The organism is Pseudomonas graminis (genome assembly GCF_004364335.1).
Taxonomy (GTDB): Bacteria; Pseudomonadota; Gammaproteobacteria; order Pseudomonadales; family Pseudomonadaceae; genus Aquipseudomonas; species Aquipseudomonas graminis_D.
On record NZ_SOCR01000004.1, the window covers coordinates 212,003 to 227,934 of the forward strand.

Below are 15,932 nucleotides of genomic sequence, written 5' to 3' on the forward strand. Positions count from 1 at the left end.
GCATGGGCGCAGCTGAGCAAATCGACATCCGTGGCGCCAAAGGCGGCAGCAGCACTCCAAAGACTCCAACAGAGGCAACGGATAGCCTGCGTTCCACGAACTTGGCGAAGATCCTGATTGCGGTGGGCGAGGGCGAGTTTGAAGGCGCGCCCACGGCCGCCGACATCTTCTTGGATAACACGCCGATCAACGACGCCAGCGGCAACGTCAATTTCCCGAATGTGAAGTGGGAGTGGCGCTCCGGCTCAGTTGAGCAGGACTACATCCCCGGTATCCCGTCGGTCGAGAACGAAACCACCATCAACGTCGAGCTGCGCAGCGACAGCCCGTGGATTCGCTCGATCACCAACGTCCAGCTTTCTGCTGTGCGTATTCGGCTCGCTTGGGTAGCGCTCCAGCGGCAGGATGATGAGGGCAACGTCGGCGGGTACCGGATCGAGTATGCCGTTGACCTGGCTACCGACGGCGGCGCTTACGTACAGGTGCTGGCTGAGGCCGTGGACGGAAAGACCACGACCCGGTATGAGCGCTCCCGCCGTATCGATTTGCCCCCGGCGACTTCCGGCTGGCAAATCCGCGTGCGCCGCCTGACAGCGAACCAGAACACCAACAAGATCGCTGACACGATGCTTGTCGCCGGTCTCACTGAGGTGATCGACGAGAAGCTCCGCTACCCGAACACCGCGCTGCTGTACGTCGAATTCGACGCCGAGCAGTTCAGCAACATTCCGGCCGTGACCATCAAGTGCAAAGGCCGCAAGTGGCAGGTCCCAAGCAACTACGACCCGGTCGCGCGCTCCTATACAGGCGTCTGGGACGGGACCTTTAAGCAGGCATGGACCAACAACCCTGCATGGGTCACCTACGGCATCTGCACGGTAGATCGCTTCGGACTTGGCAAGCGCATCAAGCCTTACATGGTCGACAAGTGGGAGCTGTACCGGATTGCTCAGTATTGCGATCAGTTGGTGTCGGACGGCATCGGCGGGCAGGAGCCCCGCTTTCTCTGCGACATGAACCTTCAGGGCAAGGCGGATGCCTGGACGCTGCTGCGCGACATCTCGGCAATTTACCGGGGTATGACTTACTGGGCGCAGGGCCAGCTCGTGATGCAGGCGGACATGCCGCGCGCGCAGGACTTCGACTACGTGTTCACCCGGGCCAACGTGATTGGCGGGGAAATGAACTACGGCAGCGCCTCGGCAAAGACGCGCTACACGCGCGCAATCGTCAGCTACGACAACCCGGCCAACAACTACGACACCGACGTGACTGCCTATTCGGACTTGGCACTGCAGCGACGTTTCGACGACAGACCCACCGAGATCAGCGCGATCGGCTGCACCCGCGCCTCCGAAGCTCAGCGCCGCGGGAAGTGGGTGGTGATGAGCAACAACCAGGACCGGACCGTCACGTTCAAGACCGGTATGGAGGGCGCGATACCGCTGCCGGGCTACATCATCCCGGTGGCTGACTCGCTGCTCGCCGGTCGCGAGGTCGGCGGCCGCATCTCCGCTGCCGCCGGGGGCGTGGTGACACTCGACCGGGACACTGCGGCGAAGGTTGGCGACCGCCTGATCATCAATCTCCCAAGCGGCCAGGCACAAGCGCGCACGGTTCAGTCTGTGAACGGTCGCGCAGTCACGGTCACCACGCCATATAGCGAAACGCCCAGCCCGCAGCTTCAGTGGGCGCTCGACGCTGATGATCTGGCCATTCCGCTGTTCCGGGTTTTGAGCACCAAACGGACTACAGAGGGCGATTACGAGATCTCGGCACTGCAATATGAGCCGAGCAAGTTCGCCTACATCGACACCGGCGCGCGCCTCGAGGAACGGCCGATCAGTGTGATTCCGCTCACTGTCGTTCCGGCGCCGGCGAGCGTGACATTGGCCTCGACCACTGCGATCGCGCAGGGCCTGGCCGTCACCACAATGACCATCACCTGGCCCGCGGTTAATGGCGCAGTGGGCTATGACGTCGAGTGGCGCAAGGACAATGGCAACTGGATAAAGGTGCAGCGCACCGGCGCTACCAGCGTCGATATCGTGGGCATCTATTCCGGCTCGTACCTGGCGCGCGTTCGGGCAGTCAGTGCCTACGACATCTCGTCGGTTTGGCGAAGCTCGGTGCTGACCCAGCTCAACGGCAAGGAGGGCTTGCCGCCGGCTGTGACTTCGCTGACAGCCACGCCGCTGGTCTACGGCATTCACCTTCAGTGGACTTTCCCACCAGGTGCAGAAGACACACAGCGGACCGAGATATGGAGCAACGGCACGAACAATCTGGCGGAAGCCACGAAGCTGTCTGATTTCGCTTATCCGCAAGCCGCCCACGAGATGCACAACCTGAACGTCGGGACCAGCCTGTTTTTCTGGGCGCGCCTCGTGGATCGAAGCGGGAATGTCGGGCCGTGGTATCCAGCCGTTAACGGCGTCAATGGCCAGGTCAGCACGGACCAGGCCGAATACGAAAAGTATTTCTTGGGGAAAATCCAGGCGTCCGCCCTGTCCGAGCAGCTGTTTTCCGAGATCGGCAAGATATCCGGGGATGGGGACGGCTCGGTCAATGAACGCATTGCTGAGCTTAAAAGCGAGATTGGTGCGATCACCGATGCACTGGCTTACGTGCCGACTGATCCCTACGTGCGCGATAACACGGTCAGGGTTGGCGACAACCTATGGACCGCGATCATCGACGTGCCGGCCAAAGCCGACGGCTCGAACGGGCCCCCTAACCCGACGTATTGGGTTAACAGCGGCCAGTCGATCCGAGCCGCGAACGGTTTGGCCGCGCAGGTCACGAAGAACACCACTGACATCACAACGATTGACGGCAAGACCACCTCTACAGCATCTCAGCTTCAGGCCCTTCAAGCTTCCTATCGGGAGGACAGCGGAGAAGGTGAGCTGGCCGATGCACTCAAAGGATGGGACAGCACCGCCAGTTACGCGCAAGAGGTCAAGGTCCGGACGGAGCAAGACTTTGCGCAGACACAGCGGGCCACCCTGCTGGATGCACGGGTTGGTGGAAATGAGTCGAAGATAAGCATTGTCGAAACGACGATGGCCACTGACAGGCAGGCCACTGCTCAGCAGATCACAACGCTTAATGCGACAGCCAATGGCGCTACAGCCAGCGCCGAAACAGCCACTAGGGCGGTCTCGGCACTTGGCGGCAAGGTTTCGTCGCTCACGACCATAAAAACATCCACCACGGTCGGCGGGCGAACGGTCATGGCGGGACTCGCCATAGGTGTCGAGGGCCAGCAGCAGGAGTCCCAGATTCTCGCTTTCGCTCAGCGGTTCGCGATTCTGGACGAGGCGAGCGGCACCATGATCGCGCCGTTCGTGGTGCAGGGAGGGCAAGTGTTCATCAACACCGCAATCATCAGTACGGCCTTCATCAAGGAGCTGATTCTCGGGATGACCTTGAAGTCCGCGGCGGTCGACAGCCAGGGCCTCCCATTGCTGGAGATCAATGTGCCGGCTGGAACGCTGAGCCTTCGTGGTCAGACCTCGGATGGGTCGCTGCTGCTGAACAACAACGGCATGTTCGCCTACGACGGCGCCGGGACAGAGCGCGCTGCGTTCGGGAAAATCGGCTGATGGCTTATTACGGCGCAAGGACACGCAATGCCCAGGGGGGCGTGACTCTGGACACGTCCGTCATGACGATTCGGTCGATAGTGACTAAACAGGTCACGGTCCCCCCGGTCACAAGCGACTTCACCAGCTTCATATCGATGCCGGAAATTACCGCGACCTCGTTCGTGTGCGTAACGCTTGCGAATCAGACGAACGAAGAGCAGACCCTGCCGTCGGTGTTTTGGTCGACCGGGCAGCTTCGCGTGAGGCGCGGTGCGGGAGTACTGCTGAACGTCTTTATTCTGACCTACCAATAAGGTGACGTATGTCTTATGGGTTTAGATCCCGGAACGGATCTAACCTGGTTCAAGTGACCAGCGAAAACCGAGTGCTGTCCGTTGTCGGGTCTGGCCGCTACATGATCGGAAAGCTGCCCGGAACGTCTACGATAGCCACCGCGGCTATCACCTATGCAGCACCGATAACAACTCTTGAGCCCCCTCACATCTTTCTCAACCCGACAGATCAGGGGATGTATCACACGCTGCTTCACTCCGGGAGCGCGGGCAACTGGACGGGCTTCGCTTTCAAGTTGATGTTGATGCCGCCCTTCAATAGCTCAGATTGCAGCGGTCGCTGGCTTGTCGCGACCTTCACGTCCAAATCCGTCCCAAATAAATACGATCTCCGGCTCAGGAACGCCGCCACTGAACAAATCTTTGTGGGCTCTGACAACCTGCTGATCATGACTGGTGTTCCTTCAAATGAGGGTTGGACTCAGGATGGCAGGGCCGGGTCTGTATCGGGGATTAACTGGACCGGTTATCAAACATCATGGACGGGCTCCTACGAGGACTACTTCTTGGCCTCGACATTGCTCGGCGGGAAAAACTACAACGGCAACACCAGTCGCGAAACGCCCTGCGGTTTTCATGCGGGTGTTCGCGGCACTTTGAATGGCTATATGGGTGCACTGGCCGGCACCGAGATAGGCACCGACAAAAACGGCAGAACTACTTTCGCGGCTCGCCCAATGCGGCCTGTTTAATCCCCCGGGGCCGCTTACAGGCCGCATCAACATTCAAGGACTCTTTATGCCCTGGTACAAAGCCGGGACGGTTTCCGTCGCCCAAAATTCGAACGCTGTCACGGGCAGCAATACCTCGTTCATCGCCAACAGCCGGGTAGGGGATGCGTTTCTCGGTCCGGATGGGCGCTGGTACGAAGTCACAAACATTGCCAGCGATACGGCGATGGCGATCTTCCCGAACTACCTTGGCGCCACAACCAACGCAGGCGCCTACGCGCTGGCGCCGATGCAGGGTTACGTCAAAGACTCGGCCGACGCATTGCGAGCCCTCGTGAACCAGTTCGGCACGAAGCTCGCAGCTCTGGGCACCACCGGCAATTACGACACCTTGCCGGTGACGAAGGGCGGCACCGGGATGACAACGGCTGCAGGTGCATTGGCGGCGCTCGGCGCAGCTGGCTTAGGAGTGAACAATAATTCCGCGGGTACGTTTTTCTCTTCTGGTGAGCCGCCAGGAATCGCAAACATAAGTTCATCCGGGAAAGATGGGAGAACAGCATTACGTATTTCTAACGGCGCAAATGCCGGCGCGTCCTCCGTCATTACCTTTATCAGAGATGCGTCATATGCGATTCACTTCGGACTGGATACCGACAACAAACTAAAAGTTGGAGGCTTCTCAATGGGGGCGGTTGCTCGCACCCTGTACCACGAAGGAAACGCGGTCGGTACTGTCTCGCAATCCGGCGGGATTCCTACCGGTGCAATCGTTGAAGAAGGCACAAACGGCAACGGTACCTTCACGAAATACCTTAACGGCACGATGATCTGCCGGCACGGGATTGCCTACCCGTCCTTGCCGCCGGGATCCGCGGCGGCAGCGGCGTGGTCCTTTCCGTCTCCGTTCACCGCCCAGCCCATCTGCGTTCCTGCCGCTGGGTCTGTAGGTGGCAATGGGGGGTTCCTAAACGCTGCCCAGGACAGCGCTGGTAGCGGGAGCAGCACGACAATTGCCGTCGGCAACTCACACCCCTCAGCGACTGTCGGCACCCCGTACGTCCATGTAATCGCTATAGGCAGGTGGTTCTAATGATTATCAAGCTTTCCCCCCAGCGCCGAGACGACTTGCTGGAAGTCGTCAAAACCGGGCAGGTCCTGAATATCAACGGCGAAGAATTCGATTTCTCCGCGATTCCTGATGGTGCCACCTTACCGCGCTCTGCGATCGATTCAGAATGGTTCGCGGGCGACGTGGAAATGATCGCCGGTGCTTTGGTGGTCACGCTGCTGTTTCCAAACCCGGCTAATTACAGCCCGGCGCAGGCATTCCCGGTCGATCTGGTCGGCGTGCCGGACGGACAAGTCGCATTCCCACAACCGCTTCCAGAGCCCACAGACCCAGAGGCATTCCCAGAATGAGCAATATCGACTGGTCCAAGCTCATCACCAAAGAGATGAAGGAAACGCAGCGGGTTATTGCGCTGATGGGCGAAGTGATCGCCGAGCAAAGCAGGCGCAAGAAGATCGCCGACGATGCCATTCAGCCGCTTCAGGATGATCACGATACCGGTGACGCGGACGATGACGGCGAGGCGCTTCTGATCGCCTGGAAAAGATACCGATCGGCGCTGGCAAAAATTCAGCTACAGCCCGGCTACCCCACGACTGTCGACTGGCCAGTGCCTCCGACCTAAGCAGCCCTCAGCTTCACCGCAACCCGCCATCGAGCGGGATTTTTTTTGTCTGGAGAAATGCGATGACCGTTACCGAAAAAGATCGCGACGTGCTGGCGCGCACCCTGTGGGGCGAAGCGCGCGGCGAGGGGCTGGCCGGAATGGTGGCCGTTGCATGGACGATCCGCAACCGGGTGGACGACGGGAAGGATAAATCGTGGTGGGGCGAAGGCTACGCCGGCGTCTGCCAGAAGCCGTACCAGTTCAGCTGCTGGAACCGCAACGACCCGAACTATCAATTCCTGAGCGGCGCGCGGCAGATCCCGTTCCGCGAGCTGGCGCAGTGCCGGATTGCTGCTGACCAGGTGATCGACGGCAAAGTGCAAGACCCCACCGGCGGGGCAACCCACTACTACGCGACCACCATGCCCAAGGCGCCGGGCTGGGCCGCTAAGGCAACGCGGACGCTGAAACTGGGTGACCACGTTTTCTTCCGCAACGTGCCTTGATCGCGCCGCTCACTAGGCTGCCCTCAGTACAGATTCAGATTAGGAGTAGAAAATGCAATCTCAACAATATATTGCCCCCGCGAGCCTGGCACCGGTGACACTCGCGGTCAAAGCAAACGGCGGAAGCGTGAAGGTCGAAAAGCAGGTGGGCGCTGATTGGGTTGTGTCTGATGTATTCGCCCAGGACGGCGCCTGGCGTCTCGATCTTGGGTATTCGCAAACACGCTTTACGCCATCTGCCGGAGCGGTATTCGAGATTTACTCATGAGCCTACTCATCAGCACCGCTGTACAACGCCGCCGCATCCGTCGCGGCCTAGGGTTGCTGGGCGACAGCTTCAGCGCGAACTGCCACACGATTGATCCGAAAGCCTTCGGTACCGAAGCGTATGGCTACGCGGGCGCAATTGCTGCGAAGACCGGCCTGTTTCCAAGCTACCTGGACAACCAAGGGAAGGTGGGCGACCACTCTGGGCAGTTCATGCCAAGGCTGCCGTCATGCCTGACTTCGCTCACGGCCGATCTGTGGATGCTGCTGTCACGTACCAACGACAGTACGACTCCAGGCATGACGCTGGCCGACAGCAAGGCGAACGTGATGAAGGCGATCATCGCGTTCCAGAACACGCCTGGCAAATACCTTATTGTCGGCACCGGCACGCCACGCTTCGGCACCAAGGCATTGACCGGCGCCGCGCTCACGGATGCGATCGCGTACAAGGACTGGGTGCTGGGCTACGTCCGGCAGTTCGTGCCGGTGGTCAACATCTGGGACGGCTTCACGCAGGATATGACTGTCGATGATCTGCACCCGAACCTGATCGGCGCCGACTTCATCCAATCCCGCTGCGTGCCGATCATCAATGCCAATTTCGAGTTCTTCGGCGTGCCGCTGCCGACGGACGCTGCCGATCTGTACTCGGCGATCCGCCCGTTCGGCTGCCTTAATGCAAATCCCCAGCTCGCCGGCACTGGTGGCGCAATCAACGCATCAGTGAACCCGGTAGCCGGTTCGTCGCTGGCGGACAGTTACAAAGCCTCGGGCTCCGGCTTGGCTGGTGTGGCGACGCGCTGGTACAAAGAGCCCGCCGCATATGGTGAGGCTCAGTGCATTGAGCTCAGCGGAACCATGGCAGCCGCTGGTGGATACATCTACGTTCAGCCCACAGCGAACGTGACCCTGAGCAATCTGGCGGTGGGTGATGTGATCGAGATGGTGGCCGCGCCGGAAATCGTGGGCACCACCCGGGGCATTTTGGGATGGGAAGCTGAGCTGATCATCACCAAGCCGGTCGGCGGAAGCTCGTCGCTCGTGTATTACCGCTCGATGGATAAATACCAGGAGCCGTTCACGCTGCCGGCGAACTGGAAGGGCGCGCTGGAGACTCAGCGCTGTAGTTTCGACGCCACCGAGACGGTGATCAGTTGGAGGATGGGCCTGTACCTGGCTGCTGGCATCGCGCTTGATTCGAGGGTTAAGGTCGGCCAGATCGGTATTCGAAAGGTCTGAACTTCCTTCACAGGCTGCTTTGGGGCAAGCTGGTTGCCGGTATTCCCTGACGCTGTGTAAACGCAGTTCCGACTTCACTGGCACAGGAAAAGCTTTATGGCCTACCGCCTGCTTAATTCGGCCTCTGATCCGCAACGTATCCTTCGGGCATTGCGGCTAAACCACTGCCTCGAACAGAGGCTACAAATGTGTCTGGAGCGCATCTGGGCTGCGGATACTCTCATTCATTTGACCCACGCCCATGGCCGCGCGCTCGGGGTGGGCACGGGCCTCGGGCTGGTGAACGCCATTAGCCCGGCGCAGTTCACTCTGCTGGCTGAAGCCTATAGGCGGGCTTTCGAAGACCGCCTTGCGGAATTAGTCGAGCAAGCGTTACCGGTAACGAAAGAGTGACGCGATTGCCTCATGCGAAAATACGAAGTTCAGCGACGGGGTTTAAAATAGTTCGTGACTGCGGTTGAGGAATCACCTACTTCGCCGACGGCGGTAAGGATTTCTTGTTTCGTCACTCCAAACTTATTTGACCAGTATTTCAACTCTGATCCATCGTCCGGGTTGATCCTAATACCATCCGTGCCGTTTGCTATTTTTGCTTTTCCATGCCAGCGCATCTGCTATTTACATTTTTTGAATCATCCAGCATGCCCAGAGCCGCGTTCGCTTCGTAGGTGGAAGAATGCCAAACGTTCGACCTCTACGGTAGATCACCCTGATGCGGTGCGTGTTCGTCGACCGATGGAGGGCGCCAGTCACGCAGACTCTCGCCTACAGCGCGGGAAAGTAGGTCAAACTCCTCCCTGCTGATAAGTCTGCCGGCCAGTGCTTGCGTCAGATGGGCGCCCGCGCGAAGGGTGTCCAGTTCGGCGGTCTCAAGCGAAGAAGCCGTCTGTATCTCATGGATGAAAAATTCGGCTTGGAGCATGACAGTTTCCGATCCAGTCTGCATATCACCTCGATAATCGGTGTTCTTGCTGAAAGAACTTCGTTCGCACAGCCGCCGACATCAGCGCTGGGCGGCAATTGTGCGGGTGGCAGGCCTGCACTGCAACCTAGCCGGTACGTGACTCGACGGACTGCTCAGTCACAAGGTAGAGCGTATCGATCGACGCTGGCTGCAGCGCTTTCAACCGCTCGCCTTCTGGCACGAAGCTTTCCGCCCGAATCCCGGCGCGCTCTGCATCATCGTAGGTACTGGCGCGGTTGAGGGTGGACAGCAGTTGATCGAGCTTCTGCCTTACAGCTGCGGGCATGTTGATGAGGTCGTGGTTCATGGATGGAATCACGACCGAGAATTAGTACTTCGCAACACACAAAGGAGCGGCCAGTAGGATGCGTCAACATCCAAGCTGGCCACCGAACCGCAGACTATCCCTGCAAGTCCAGCCAAGGCTCCCGCTCTGTGCACAAAGCGCGGCGAGCCTAGCACCTGTTTATCCATACAGTAAAGGCTTGCATAAATGACCAACCCGATTGTTCCGTGGATGGGCGGCAAACGTCGCCTTGCAAAATCGTTGCTCGCGCTGTTCCCAGCGCATGATTGCTACGTTGAAGTGTTCGCCGGCGGCGCAGCGCTTTATTTCAAAAGGCCGGAGCCAGCAAAGGTCGAGGTTTTGAATGATCTAAACGGTGAGTTGGTCAGCCTGTACCGGGTTGTGCAGAACCACCTTGAGGAGTTTGTCCGCCAGTTCAAGTGGGCGCTCAGCTCGCGGCAGATTTTCGAATGGCAAAAGATGACCCGGCCTGAAACGCTGACCGACATCCAGCGCGCCGCGCGGTTCTTCTACCTTCAGCACCATGCCTTCGGCGCAAAAGCGACCGGGCAGACATTTGGTACTGCCACCACCGGGCGTCCGATTAACCTCCTGCGCATAGAGGAAACGCTCTCCGATGCGTGGCAGCGCCTGGCCGGAACTTACGTGGAGAACTTGCCCTGGCTGAAGTGTGCTGAAAAATACGATCGGCCGCACACGTTCCATTACATGGATCCGCCATACTGGCAGACCCAAGGGTATGGGACGGATTTCGGGCTCGACGAGTATCAGGCGATGGCTGATTTCATGCGTCGGTGCCAGGGAAAGGTGATGGTCAGCATCAATGACCACCCCGACATCCGCGAGGTGTTCGGGGGCTTTCGGATGCAGGAGCTGAGTATCAGGTATAGCACTGCAAACCCTAGAACCGGAAAAGCCGCAGTGACAGGTGAGCTGGTGATCATGAACTGGGAGTAGGCTTTGACGGCTTTATCAGGTGCTCACCCTGATTCCGGACGTTTCCAACATCCCTGCCCACCTCAAACCAGGTGAATCCCTCAGTCGGCCTGCAGCACTCCTTTGCGATCTCGGCGGCGCGCTCTGGCGTCGTTTCGGGATCCACCCATTCCCGGGCGTGCTCTGGGCTCAGCACCACCGGCCGCCGATCGTGGATGTCGACCATGCCTTGATCGCTGTCGGCGGTGATGATCACGAAACCGTCCTGCGGGTCCGGCTCAAGCCCCTGATGCACCTCCGCCAGTGCGGCGAAAAACATCGGGCCTTCCTCTTTCAGCCTGATGGAGTAAGGCTGCTTCTTCTTCGGGTCGCTCGGATCTTTGACCCATTCAAACCAGCCGTTCGCCGGAGCGAGCGCCCGGCAGGTCGGCCAAAGCTGCTTGAAGTACTTCCCTGTCATCACCGTTTCGACCCTGGCATTGATCGGTGTCGGACGCTTCCCTTCACCTTTCGCCCAGAACGGCGACCATCCCCAACGCACCTTGTCCACGCTCAGGCCGTTCTCAGTTGGCCTGATGATCTCGACGCGAGTCGTCGGCGCGACGTTGTATCGCTCGATCGGCCAAAGGTCGTATCCATTGATGATCAACTGCTCTGGAGCAAGCGTCTTGAGGTAGTGGTCCATTGGCTCGTAGATCGAGTAGCGTCCGCACATAAGGTCACCTGTCGCAAATCGGCTTATACAGTGTTGACCACAATCCTCGCGCTTAGTTAACTGTACGCATATACAGTCATTTCAAGCGAAGACTTCCCATGTACGTCCTGATCACTCCGCGCCGCCAGATGGGCGTCGCCGTGCCGAAAGACCAGCTTAGCAAGCTCCCGCCGTTCAAAGGCGACGTGCAGATTGTTGAGTCTCAGTGCTCCGCCCTCGGCCGCATTACCCGGGAAGCCTTCATTTTGAACAGCGTCGGCCACGCGCGGGATGCTTTGCCAAGGCTTCTCGATGCCAGCGTGACGAGCATGGGTACCCAGGGCCTTATTATTTCCGGCATCGAGCAGATCGAAGAGGCGTTCTACTTCCAGTCGTGGTGGTGCCGCTTTGAATGACGACACGGCGCCTGACCACCTGGACCTTTCACTGGATGAGCTCCTGAACATCCGCGCGCCGGGCACTTACCTGGTGAAGGTTGAGGGCGACAGCATGGAGGGGGCGGGCATCTTCTGTGGTGACCTGCTGATTGTGGACAAGAGGATCGACGCCAAGGCCGGGCAGGTCATCATCGGCGTCGTCAATCAGCAACCGCTGGTCAAGTACCTCGCCTTTGTGAGCTGTTACACGGTGCTGCGCTCGGCAAACAGAAAATACCCTGACCTTTTCATCATGGAAGGGGACGAATTTGATATCTGGGGTGTAGTAACACACAGCGTCCGCGATCACGCGAGGAACTGAACATGGACGCCGAGGAGCGCGATATCGGAAGTGCGGCGCGGCGTGAATCCGCCCTTGAACGCTGGCATGGCCACGCCGAAGCGCTACACCGCGTAGGCCTTGTCGACGAGGAGGAGTTGCTGGAAATTCTCCTTTACGCCGATGCGGCTTACGGGCTGGTGAACGAGGAGCCGATGTGCCAGATCGCGCCTGGTGGTGCTGGAAATGAGAGGAGTGTGTGATGTCGGCAGGACGCCGTGATGGGTGTGAGGAGGTGCGCAGTGGCTTGAGAAGAGTGGTCGAGATCGACTGTGGATAACTTCGATCAGCAACCATTTATGGCGTTTTTTGTACGTGCAATTGTACGTGAGACGTAAAAACGAAGGGCCCGCATTTCTGCGAGCCCCTGTTTTGTCTGGTGCCGGCACCAGGAGTCGAACCCGGGACCTACTGATTACAAGTCAGTGGCCTTGAGTTCACCCACGTAATGGGAACAGCCGGAGCCGCTTTAGATGCGTGCGAATGTTCTTAGCTAGTGGCAGGTTACCCTGACCAAGGCTTGTGGCGGTCACCGTGACCGCTACCATGGCTGCCCATACTGTCTCAGTTAGACTCGCAATATAACTTACCGCATAATTTTTGCAATGAGACTGAAATTTTTTAAGCATATGTACCCCCTTATTGTTTTGGTTAATTTCTGACTCTGATTTTTTTTGCAATGCAACACTGATGGAACGCAAAAAACCAAGAAACAGAAGAGGGACAACCACAGTAATCAAACAACTGAGATTCGAACTCAGATCACTAGCTAAAAACACTAACGGGGAAGATCATTCCACATTTATTTTGACTTGTCAATCTTTATTCTTGACTTGTCAAGCTTTTGGTGGTTCGGGGGGGGGGCGTCACTCGACGCAGGATTGGGGCTGTCGTGCCTGGCTGTGTCAGGTCACACCTATCGGAGACAGCAGTGGAGCGACCAGCTTTCTGTGTCATGCTTAGCTGGGCATCACCCCTCGTAGTGAGATAACGGAGCGGAAACGCCTCCCAGCTCTAGGGCAAATTTAGGGCAAATCGCAGTCCTCTGGAGTCCGTCGCTGTCATTTTGACTAATGCGGTAGACCAGCAAATGCGGGACTTGAGCGGACTTGGTAGCAGACCTATAGGGTTCAAATCCCTATCTCTCCGCCATTATTTGAAAAGCCCCAGAAGTCATGCTTCTGGGGCTTTTTCGTTTCTGGCGTTTGGAAAGGGATACGGAGGGTGACCCTCATACCGCCTCGGGCTTTGCGTCACTGCTGCTACGTAAGCGGTTTGCGTTGCACTCGCCCTCGATAAAACCTTGGCCATTGTTGGTAGTCAATGATTTTGGACGCTGGCGATGACGCTAGAGATGTTTATGCCTGAGTGCGACCTGTGGGCACCGTCTGATTCGTAGGCTGGAGGCGGTCTGAAGGCTGGCATAGGAGTAATAACGAAGGTAAGGTTTCATTTCTGACGTTTTAAAAAGCAGGGAGCTTTTATGTCATTTGATGCATTTATGAAGGTTGATGGTGTCGAGGGTGAGTCGCTGGACGACGGGCACAAAGGCTGGATCGAGTTGCTTTCCTATCATTACGACGCCATGCAGTCCATCAGTCAGTCTGCCAGTTCCAACGGTGGTGCATCTGCTGGGGGCGTGTCGCTTGGTGATTTCCAGATCAGCAAATACATTGATCGAGCTACCCCAAAGCTTTTTGAGCTTTGCTGTAGAGGTTCGCACATAAAAACGGTGACCATCCGGGTTCATCGTGCAGGAACTGAAAAGTTCAAGTACCTGGATATCGTCCTTGAGGAAGTTTTAATTGCCTTGGTGAGTGGGCAGGGGGCTGAACAGTCTGGCTTCCCTGTTGAAGTCGTCACCCTAAATTACGGTCGTATAAAGTTCGAGTACTCACAACAGCGGCGTGCAGACGGTGGTAGTGCGGGCATCGTTTCTGGTGGTTGGGACAGGACTGCTAACAAGCCATTTGCGTAAGGAGCGCGCTATGTCGGACGAGGGATCGTTTCGCGTTGTACTTAATTTCGCCCAGATGGCTGCAGTGCTCACGCATGAATCCCTTACGCCTGCCGAGATCATGTCTAACCGCATATTCGGTAGTCTCAGGCTAGTCGGCGGCATTATCGAATTGGCAGGTTCGGGCGTGTTGTGCGCCCTGCCGGAGCCTACGATGATATCCAAGGTCGGATGTGTGGCGATGGGAGTTCACGCTTCTGACCAGTTAGCTGCCGCTTCGAACCAAATCGTCACAGGTCAGGAAACCAACTCCTACGCATTCAAAGCCGGCGCTACCGCTGCCGAGGCGTTGGGTGCGTCTCGCAGCACTGGGCAGGTCATTGGTTTAGCTACAGAGTTCGCAGTTCCACTGACTACTGCTTCACTTTATAACGCTTTCAGGGTTTCGTCTGTCCGTGCGGGTCGGATATCTGTCACGACAAGCGAAAAGCCACTGCAAGCCTCAAAAAAACTTGGCGGTGGACATACAATATTTAAACACGTTGGGAAAGATATAGAGTATTTAAAAACACGGTTTGCTTCTAGGAAAGTTGTAGTTTCATCTACATTTTATGATCTTGAAACAGCAGAATGGGCAGTCAGTCAAGCGATTAAGAGGAACAGGCTCAGAATTTTAATGCAATCCAAAGCTAGGCTTATTCTCAAAGAGAAACAATATGATATTTTTGCTACTCTAGAAAAGCCTATTGGTTGGGGAGTGAGGAGAGAAGCGCCTAATGTTGCGATTGAGATGTCTAAAGTGACAGTGAGAATTAAATTTATTGAATATAACCATATGCCTTATTTCATAATAACTGCTTTCCCAACGTTATGAGGTTTTAATTGTGGCATACAGATTAATAACTGAGTTCATCTACGAGGTGGGAGAAGGTGTAGGTGAATTTCTTACTGATGATGAGAAGGCACAGTTCGAACGAGTAGAATTAGATGAGATAGTTAGAAAATATATAGATGATCGAAATTTGTTGAACGTATTTTTTTTAAAAAGACAGATAAAAGGTTACATTAACAACCATATGACCCCAGACGGTCTAGAATATGTAGATCCTCCGTTTGGACAGGAGACTTCTTTCGTTGAGGATTATTTCGAAGGTGATTTGTATTTTTTTCTGAAAAATGTTTTGAGCTTGCTTGATAAAGAATCTAAAAGTCGCATGCGTAATAAGCTATTGAGGATTGCCGGAGGCTAGTGGGCTGAATGGGCAGTTAGTCAGGTCTTAAAGGCTAATAGACTAACAATCCAAATGTTGTCCAAAGTTAGATTTTTACTTAAAGAGCAGCGCCTTGTTTTGGTAATGGATTTAAACGAAATAATGGGCAGCGGTGTCCTGCGTTCAGCTCCAGAAAAATTAGTCAGCATGAGCAAAGTGAGGGTTGTTATTCAGTACGAAGAATATAACTTTATGCCTGCTTATATTGTCACTGCTTTTCTCATTCCGTGAGGATAAATGAGACAATATAATAGTCTTATCAAATTTCTGCTTGAGCTTGGTACAGCTATTCAGGATTATCTTCCTGAAGATCAGCGTACCAGCCCTATGTCGCTCACAGAGTTTCTTGAATGTTGGATGGACAAGAAGTCTTGCTACGAAGTCGCTGTATTGCGAAGTGATATTAAATCATATCTTCGTAAACATGCTCAAGGGGATTACTCGGTTGATGATTTATTCTTTTACTACGATATAGGTTTCGTAGAGGAGCGATTTGGCTGTGAGGATCCAGAATGGTTAGCTCAAATTCTGGGTATGCTCGACGTGCATATTGAATTGAGAAGAAAGAAAGCCTTAAAAAAATATTTCGGTTGGTTTGGTTTTAAATAGGAAGAGGCATGAAGATTGAGGCGTCTGCTAAAGGTTCTGACGGTAATGTCACTCTTGAGGACGGTCGACAAAAATTTTTCTTCGTCTGGCAAGTCCTTAAGATGACGCG

At 56.0% G+C, this 15,932-nt stretch carries 21 protein-coding genes and 1 pseudogene; 19 read left to right on the forward strand and 3 right to left on the reverse strand.

The annotated features are described in order from the left end of the window. Window positions 1–2 precede the first annotated feature (2 nt). The 10 genes from gpJ (at window position 3) to EC919_RS08545 (ending at window position 8,701) form a co-directional block, all read left to right on the forward strand. The gene (gene gpJ / locus EC919_RS08500; RefSeq protein ID WP_133772989.1) at window positions 3–3,608 is read left to right on the forward strand and encodes a TipJ family phage tail tip protein; all 3,606 of its coding nucleotides are present in this window, start codon (window positions 3–5) and stop codon (window positions 3,606–3,608) included. Beyond that, window positions 3,608–3,904: a hypothetical protein gene (locus tag EC919_RS08505; RefSeq protein ID WP_133772991.1), complete on the forward strand. Its 297-nt coding sequence runs from the start codon at window positions 3,608–3,610 to the stop codon at window positions 3,902–3,904. Before gpJ ends, EC919_RS08505 begins: the two co-directional genes overlap by 1 nt. Window positions 3,905–4,005: 101 nt before the next feature. Next, window positions 4,006–4,635, forward strand: coding sequence for a hypothetical protein (locus tag EC919_RS08510; RefSeq protein WP_133772993.1), 630 nt, complete (start codon window positions 4,006–4,008; stop codon window positions 4,633–4,635). A gap of 46 nt (window positions 4,636–4,681) precedes the next feature. Then, entirely contained in the window at window positions 4,682–5,707 is a 1,026-nt protein-coding gene (locus EC919_RS08515) for a phage tail protein (RefSeq protein WP_133772995.1), read from the forward strand. Further along, the gene (locus tag EC919_RS08520; RefSeq protein ID WP_133772997.1) at window positions 5,707–6,036 is read left to right on the forward strand and encodes a hypothetical protein; all 330 of its coding nucleotides are present in this window, start codon (window positions 5,707–5,709) and stop codon (window positions 6,034–6,036) included. Before EC919_RS08515 ends, EC919_RS08520 begins: the two co-directional genes overlap by 1 nt. Beyond that, window positions 6,033–6,311: a tail fiber assembly protein gene (locus EC919_RS08525; protein ID WP_133772999.1), complete on the forward strand. Its 279-nt coding sequence runs from the start codon at window positions 6,033–6,035 to the stop codon at window positions 6,309–6,311. Before EC919_RS08520 ends, EC919_RS08525 begins: the two co-directional genes overlap by 4 nt. A 62-nt stretch (window positions 6,312–6,373) precedes the next feature. Next, the gene (locus EC919_RS08530; RefSeq protein ID WP_133773001.1) at window positions 6,374–6,799 is read left to right on the forward strand and encodes a cell wall hydrolase; all 426 of its coding nucleotides are present in this window, start codon (window positions 6,374–6,376) and stop codon (window positions 6,797–6,799) included. Window positions 6,800–6,851: 52 nt separating this feature from the next. After that, window positions 6,852–7,067, forward strand: coding sequence for a hypothetical protein (locus tag EC919_RS08535; protein WP_133773003.1), 216 nt, complete (start codon window positions 6,852–6,854; stop codon window positions 7,065–7,067). After that, window positions 7,064–8,308: an SGNH/GDSL hydrolase family protein gene (locus EC919_RS08540; RefSeq protein ID WP_133773005.1), complete on the forward strand. Its 1,245-nt coding sequence runs from the start codon at window positions 7,064–7,066 to the stop codon at window positions 8,306–8,308. Before EC919_RS08535 ends, EC919_RS08540 begins: the two co-directional genes overlap by 4 nt. Before the next feature lie 96 nt (window positions 8,309–8,404). Beyond that, entirely contained in the window at window positions 8,405–8,701 is a 297-nt protein-coding gene (locus EC919_RS08545; protein ID WP_133773007.1) for a hypothetical protein, read from the forward strand. 29 nt (window positions 8,702–8,730) lie between these two features. Here the strand turns inward: EC919_RS08545 and EC919_RS08550 are convergent, their stop codons facing one another. Further along, window positions 8,731–8,919 carry a DUF3606 domain-containing protein gene (locus EC919_RS08550; protein ID WP_133773009.1) on the reverse strand — a complete coding sequence of 63 codons (189 nt, stop codon included), beginning with the start codon at window positions 8,917–8,919 and terminating at the stop codon, window positions 8,731–8,733. Window positions 8,920–9,357: 438 nt separating this feature from the next. Beyond that, window positions 9,358–9,579: a hypothetical protein gene (locus EC919_RS08555; RefSeq protein ID WP_133773011.1), complete on the reverse strand. Its 222-nt coding sequence runs from the start codon at window positions 9,577–9,579 to the stop codon at window positions 9,358–9,360. Window positions 9,580–9,765: 186 nt separating this feature from the next. Here EC919_RS08555 and EC919_RS08560 point away from each other — a divergent pair, with 186 nt between their 5' ends. Beyond that, the gene (locus EC919_RS08560; RefSeq protein WP_133773013.1) at window positions 9,766–10,536 is read left to right on the forward strand and encodes a DNA adenine methylase; all 771 of its coding nucleotides are present in this window, start codon (window positions 9,766–9,768) and stop codon (window positions 10,534–10,536) included. Here EC919_RS08560 and EC919_RS08565 read toward each other — a convergent pair. Next, complete coding sequence (locus EC919_RS08565) at window positions 10,520–11,230, reverse strand: SOS response-associated peptidase (RefSeq protein WP_133773015.1); 711 nt, start codon at window positions 11,228–11,230, stop codon at window positions 10,520–10,522. The genes EC919_RS08560 and EC919_RS08565 overlap by 17 nt on opposite strands. A gap of 98 nt (window positions 11,231–11,328) precedes the next feature. On the opposite strand from EC919_RS08565, the gene EC919_RS08570 reads away from it, so the two are divergent. The 8 genes and pseudogenes from EC919_RS08570 to EC919_RS08605 all read left to right on the forward strand — a co-directional run bounded on the left by EC919_RS08570 (window position 11,329) and on the right by EC919_RS08605 (window position 15,823). After that, window positions 11,329–11,625, forward strand: a complete 297-nt coding sequence (locus EC919_RS08570) for a hypothetical protein (RefSeq protein ID WP_133773017.1) — start codon at window positions 11,329–11,331, stop codon at window positions 11,623–11,625. Further along, window positions 11,618–11,968 carry a LexA family protein gene (locus EC919_RS08575; protein WP_243842225.1) on the forward strand — a complete coding sequence of 117 codons (351 nt, stop codon included), beginning with the start codon at window positions 11,618–11,620 and terminating at the stop codon, window positions 11,966–11,968. The genes EC919_RS08570 and EC919_RS08575 overlap by 8 nt, the downstream gene beginning before the upstream one ends. Before the next feature lie 2 nt (window positions 11,969–11,970). Then, the gene (locus EC919_RS08580) at window positions 11,971–12,189 is read left to right on the forward strand and encodes a hypothetical protein (RefSeq protein ID WP_133773019.1); all 219 of its coding nucleotides are present in this window, start codon (window positions 11,971–11,973) and stop codon (window positions 12,187–12,189) included. Window positions 12,190–13,469: 1,280 nt separating this feature from the next. Further along, window positions 13,470–13,964: an Hcp family type VI secretion system effector gene (locus EC919_RS08585; protein WP_133773020.1), complete on the forward strand. Its 495-nt coding sequence runs from the start codon at window positions 13,470–13,472 to the stop codon at window positions 13,962–13,964. A gap of 10 nt (window positions 13,965–13,974) precedes the next feature. Continuing rightward, window positions 13,975–14,817: an RNase A-like domain-containing protein gene (locus EC919_RS08590; protein ID WP_133773022.1), complete on the forward strand. Its 843-nt coding sequence runs from the start codon at window positions 13,975–13,977 to the stop codon at window positions 14,815–14,817. Between the two features lie 10 nt (window positions 14,818–14,827). Continuing rightward, a complete protein-coding gene (locus EC919_RS08595; protein ID WP_133773024.1) occupies window positions 14,828–15,193 on the forward strand; it encodes a hypothetical protein in 366 nt (121 codons plus the stop codon). A gap of 15 nt (window positions 15,194–15,208) precedes the next feature. After that, window positions 15,209–15,445 (forward strand): annotated as a pseudogene (locus EC919_RS08600) (RNase A-like domain-containing protein); the annotation flags it as partial. A gap of 6 nt (window positions 15,446–15,451) precedes the next feature. Further along, window positions 15,452–15,823 carry a hypothetical protein gene (locus EC919_RS08605; protein WP_133773027.1) on the forward strand — a complete coding sequence of 124 codons (372 nt, stop codon included), beginning with the start codon at window positions 15,452–15,454 and terminating at the stop codon, window positions 15,821–15,823. The last annotated feature ends 109 nt before the right edge of the window (window positions 15,824–15,932 follow it).

Coding starts and splice junctions, on each gene's coding strand:
- gpJ (WP_133772989.1), top strand. CDS start 3: ATGGGCGCAGCTGAGCAAATCGACATCCGTGGCGCCAAAGGCGGCAGC.
- EC919_RS08505 (WP_133772991.1), top strand. CDS start 3,608: ATGGCTTATTACGGCGCAAGGACACGCAATGCCCAGGGGGGCGTGACT.
- EC919_RS08510 (WP_133772993.1), top strand. CDS start 4,006: ATGATCGGAAAGCTGCCCGGAACGTCTACGATAGCCACCGCGGCTATC.
- EC919_RS08515 (WP_133772995.1), top strand. CDS start 4,682: ATGCCCTGGTACAAAGCCGGGACGGTTTCCGTCGCCCAAAATTCGAAC.
- EC919_RS08520 (WP_133772997.1), top strand. CDS start 5,707: ATGATTATCAAGCTTTCCCCCCAGCGCCGAGACGACTTGCTGGAAGTC.
- EC919_RS08525 (WP_133772999.1), top strand. CDS start 6,033: ATGAGCAATATCGACTGGTCCAAGCTCATCACCAAAGAGATGAAGGAA.
- EC919_RS08530 (WP_133773001.1), top strand. CDS start 6,374: ATGACCGTTACCGAAAAAGATCGCGACGTGCTGGCGCGCACCCTGTGG.
- EC919_RS08535 (WP_133773003.1), top strand. CDS start 6,852: ATGCAATCTCAACAATATATTGCCCCCGCGAGCCTGGCACCGGTGACA.
- EC919_RS08540 (WP_133773005.1), top strand. CDS start 7,064: ATGAGCCTACTCATCAGCACCGCTGTACAACGCCGCCGCATCCGTCGC.
- EC919_RS08545 (WP_133773007.1), top strand. CDS start 8,405: ATGGCCTACCGCCTGCTTAATTCGGCCTCTGATCCGCAACGTATCCTT.
- EC919_RS08550 (WP_133773009.1), bottom strand. CDS start 8,919: ATGCGCTGGCATGGAAAAGCAAAAATAGCAAACGGCACGGATGGTATT.
- EC919_RS08555 (WP_133773011.1), bottom strand. CDS start 9,579: ATGAACCACGACCTCATCAACATGCCCGCAGCTGTAAGGCAGAAGCTC.
- EC919_RS08560 (WP_133773013.1), top strand. CDS start 9,766: ATGACCAACCCGATTGTTCCGTGGATGGGCGGCAAACGTCGCCTTGCA.
- EC919_RS08565 (WP_133773015.1), bottom strand. CDS start 11,230: ATGTGCGGACGCTACTCGATCTACGAGCCAATGGACCACTACCTCAAG.
- EC919_RS08570 (WP_133773017.1), top strand. CDS start 11,329: ATGTACGTCCTGATCACTCCGCGCCGCCAGATGGGCGTCGCCGTGCCG.
- EC919_RS08580 (WP_133773019.1), top strand. CDS start 11,971: ATGGACGCCGAGGAGCGCGATATCGGAAGTGCGGCGCGGCGTGAATCC.
- EC919_RS08585 (WP_133773020.1), top strand. CDS start 13,470: ATGTCATTTGATGCATTTATGAAGGTTGATGGTGTCGAGGGTGAGTCG.
- EC919_RS08590 (WP_133773022.1), top strand. CDS start 13,975: ATGTCGGACGAGGGATCGTTTCGCGTTGTACTTAATTTCGCCCAGATG.
- EC919_RS08605 (WP_133773027.1), top strand. CDS start 15,452: ATGAGACAATATAATAGTCTTATCAAATTTCTGCTTGAGCTTGGTACA.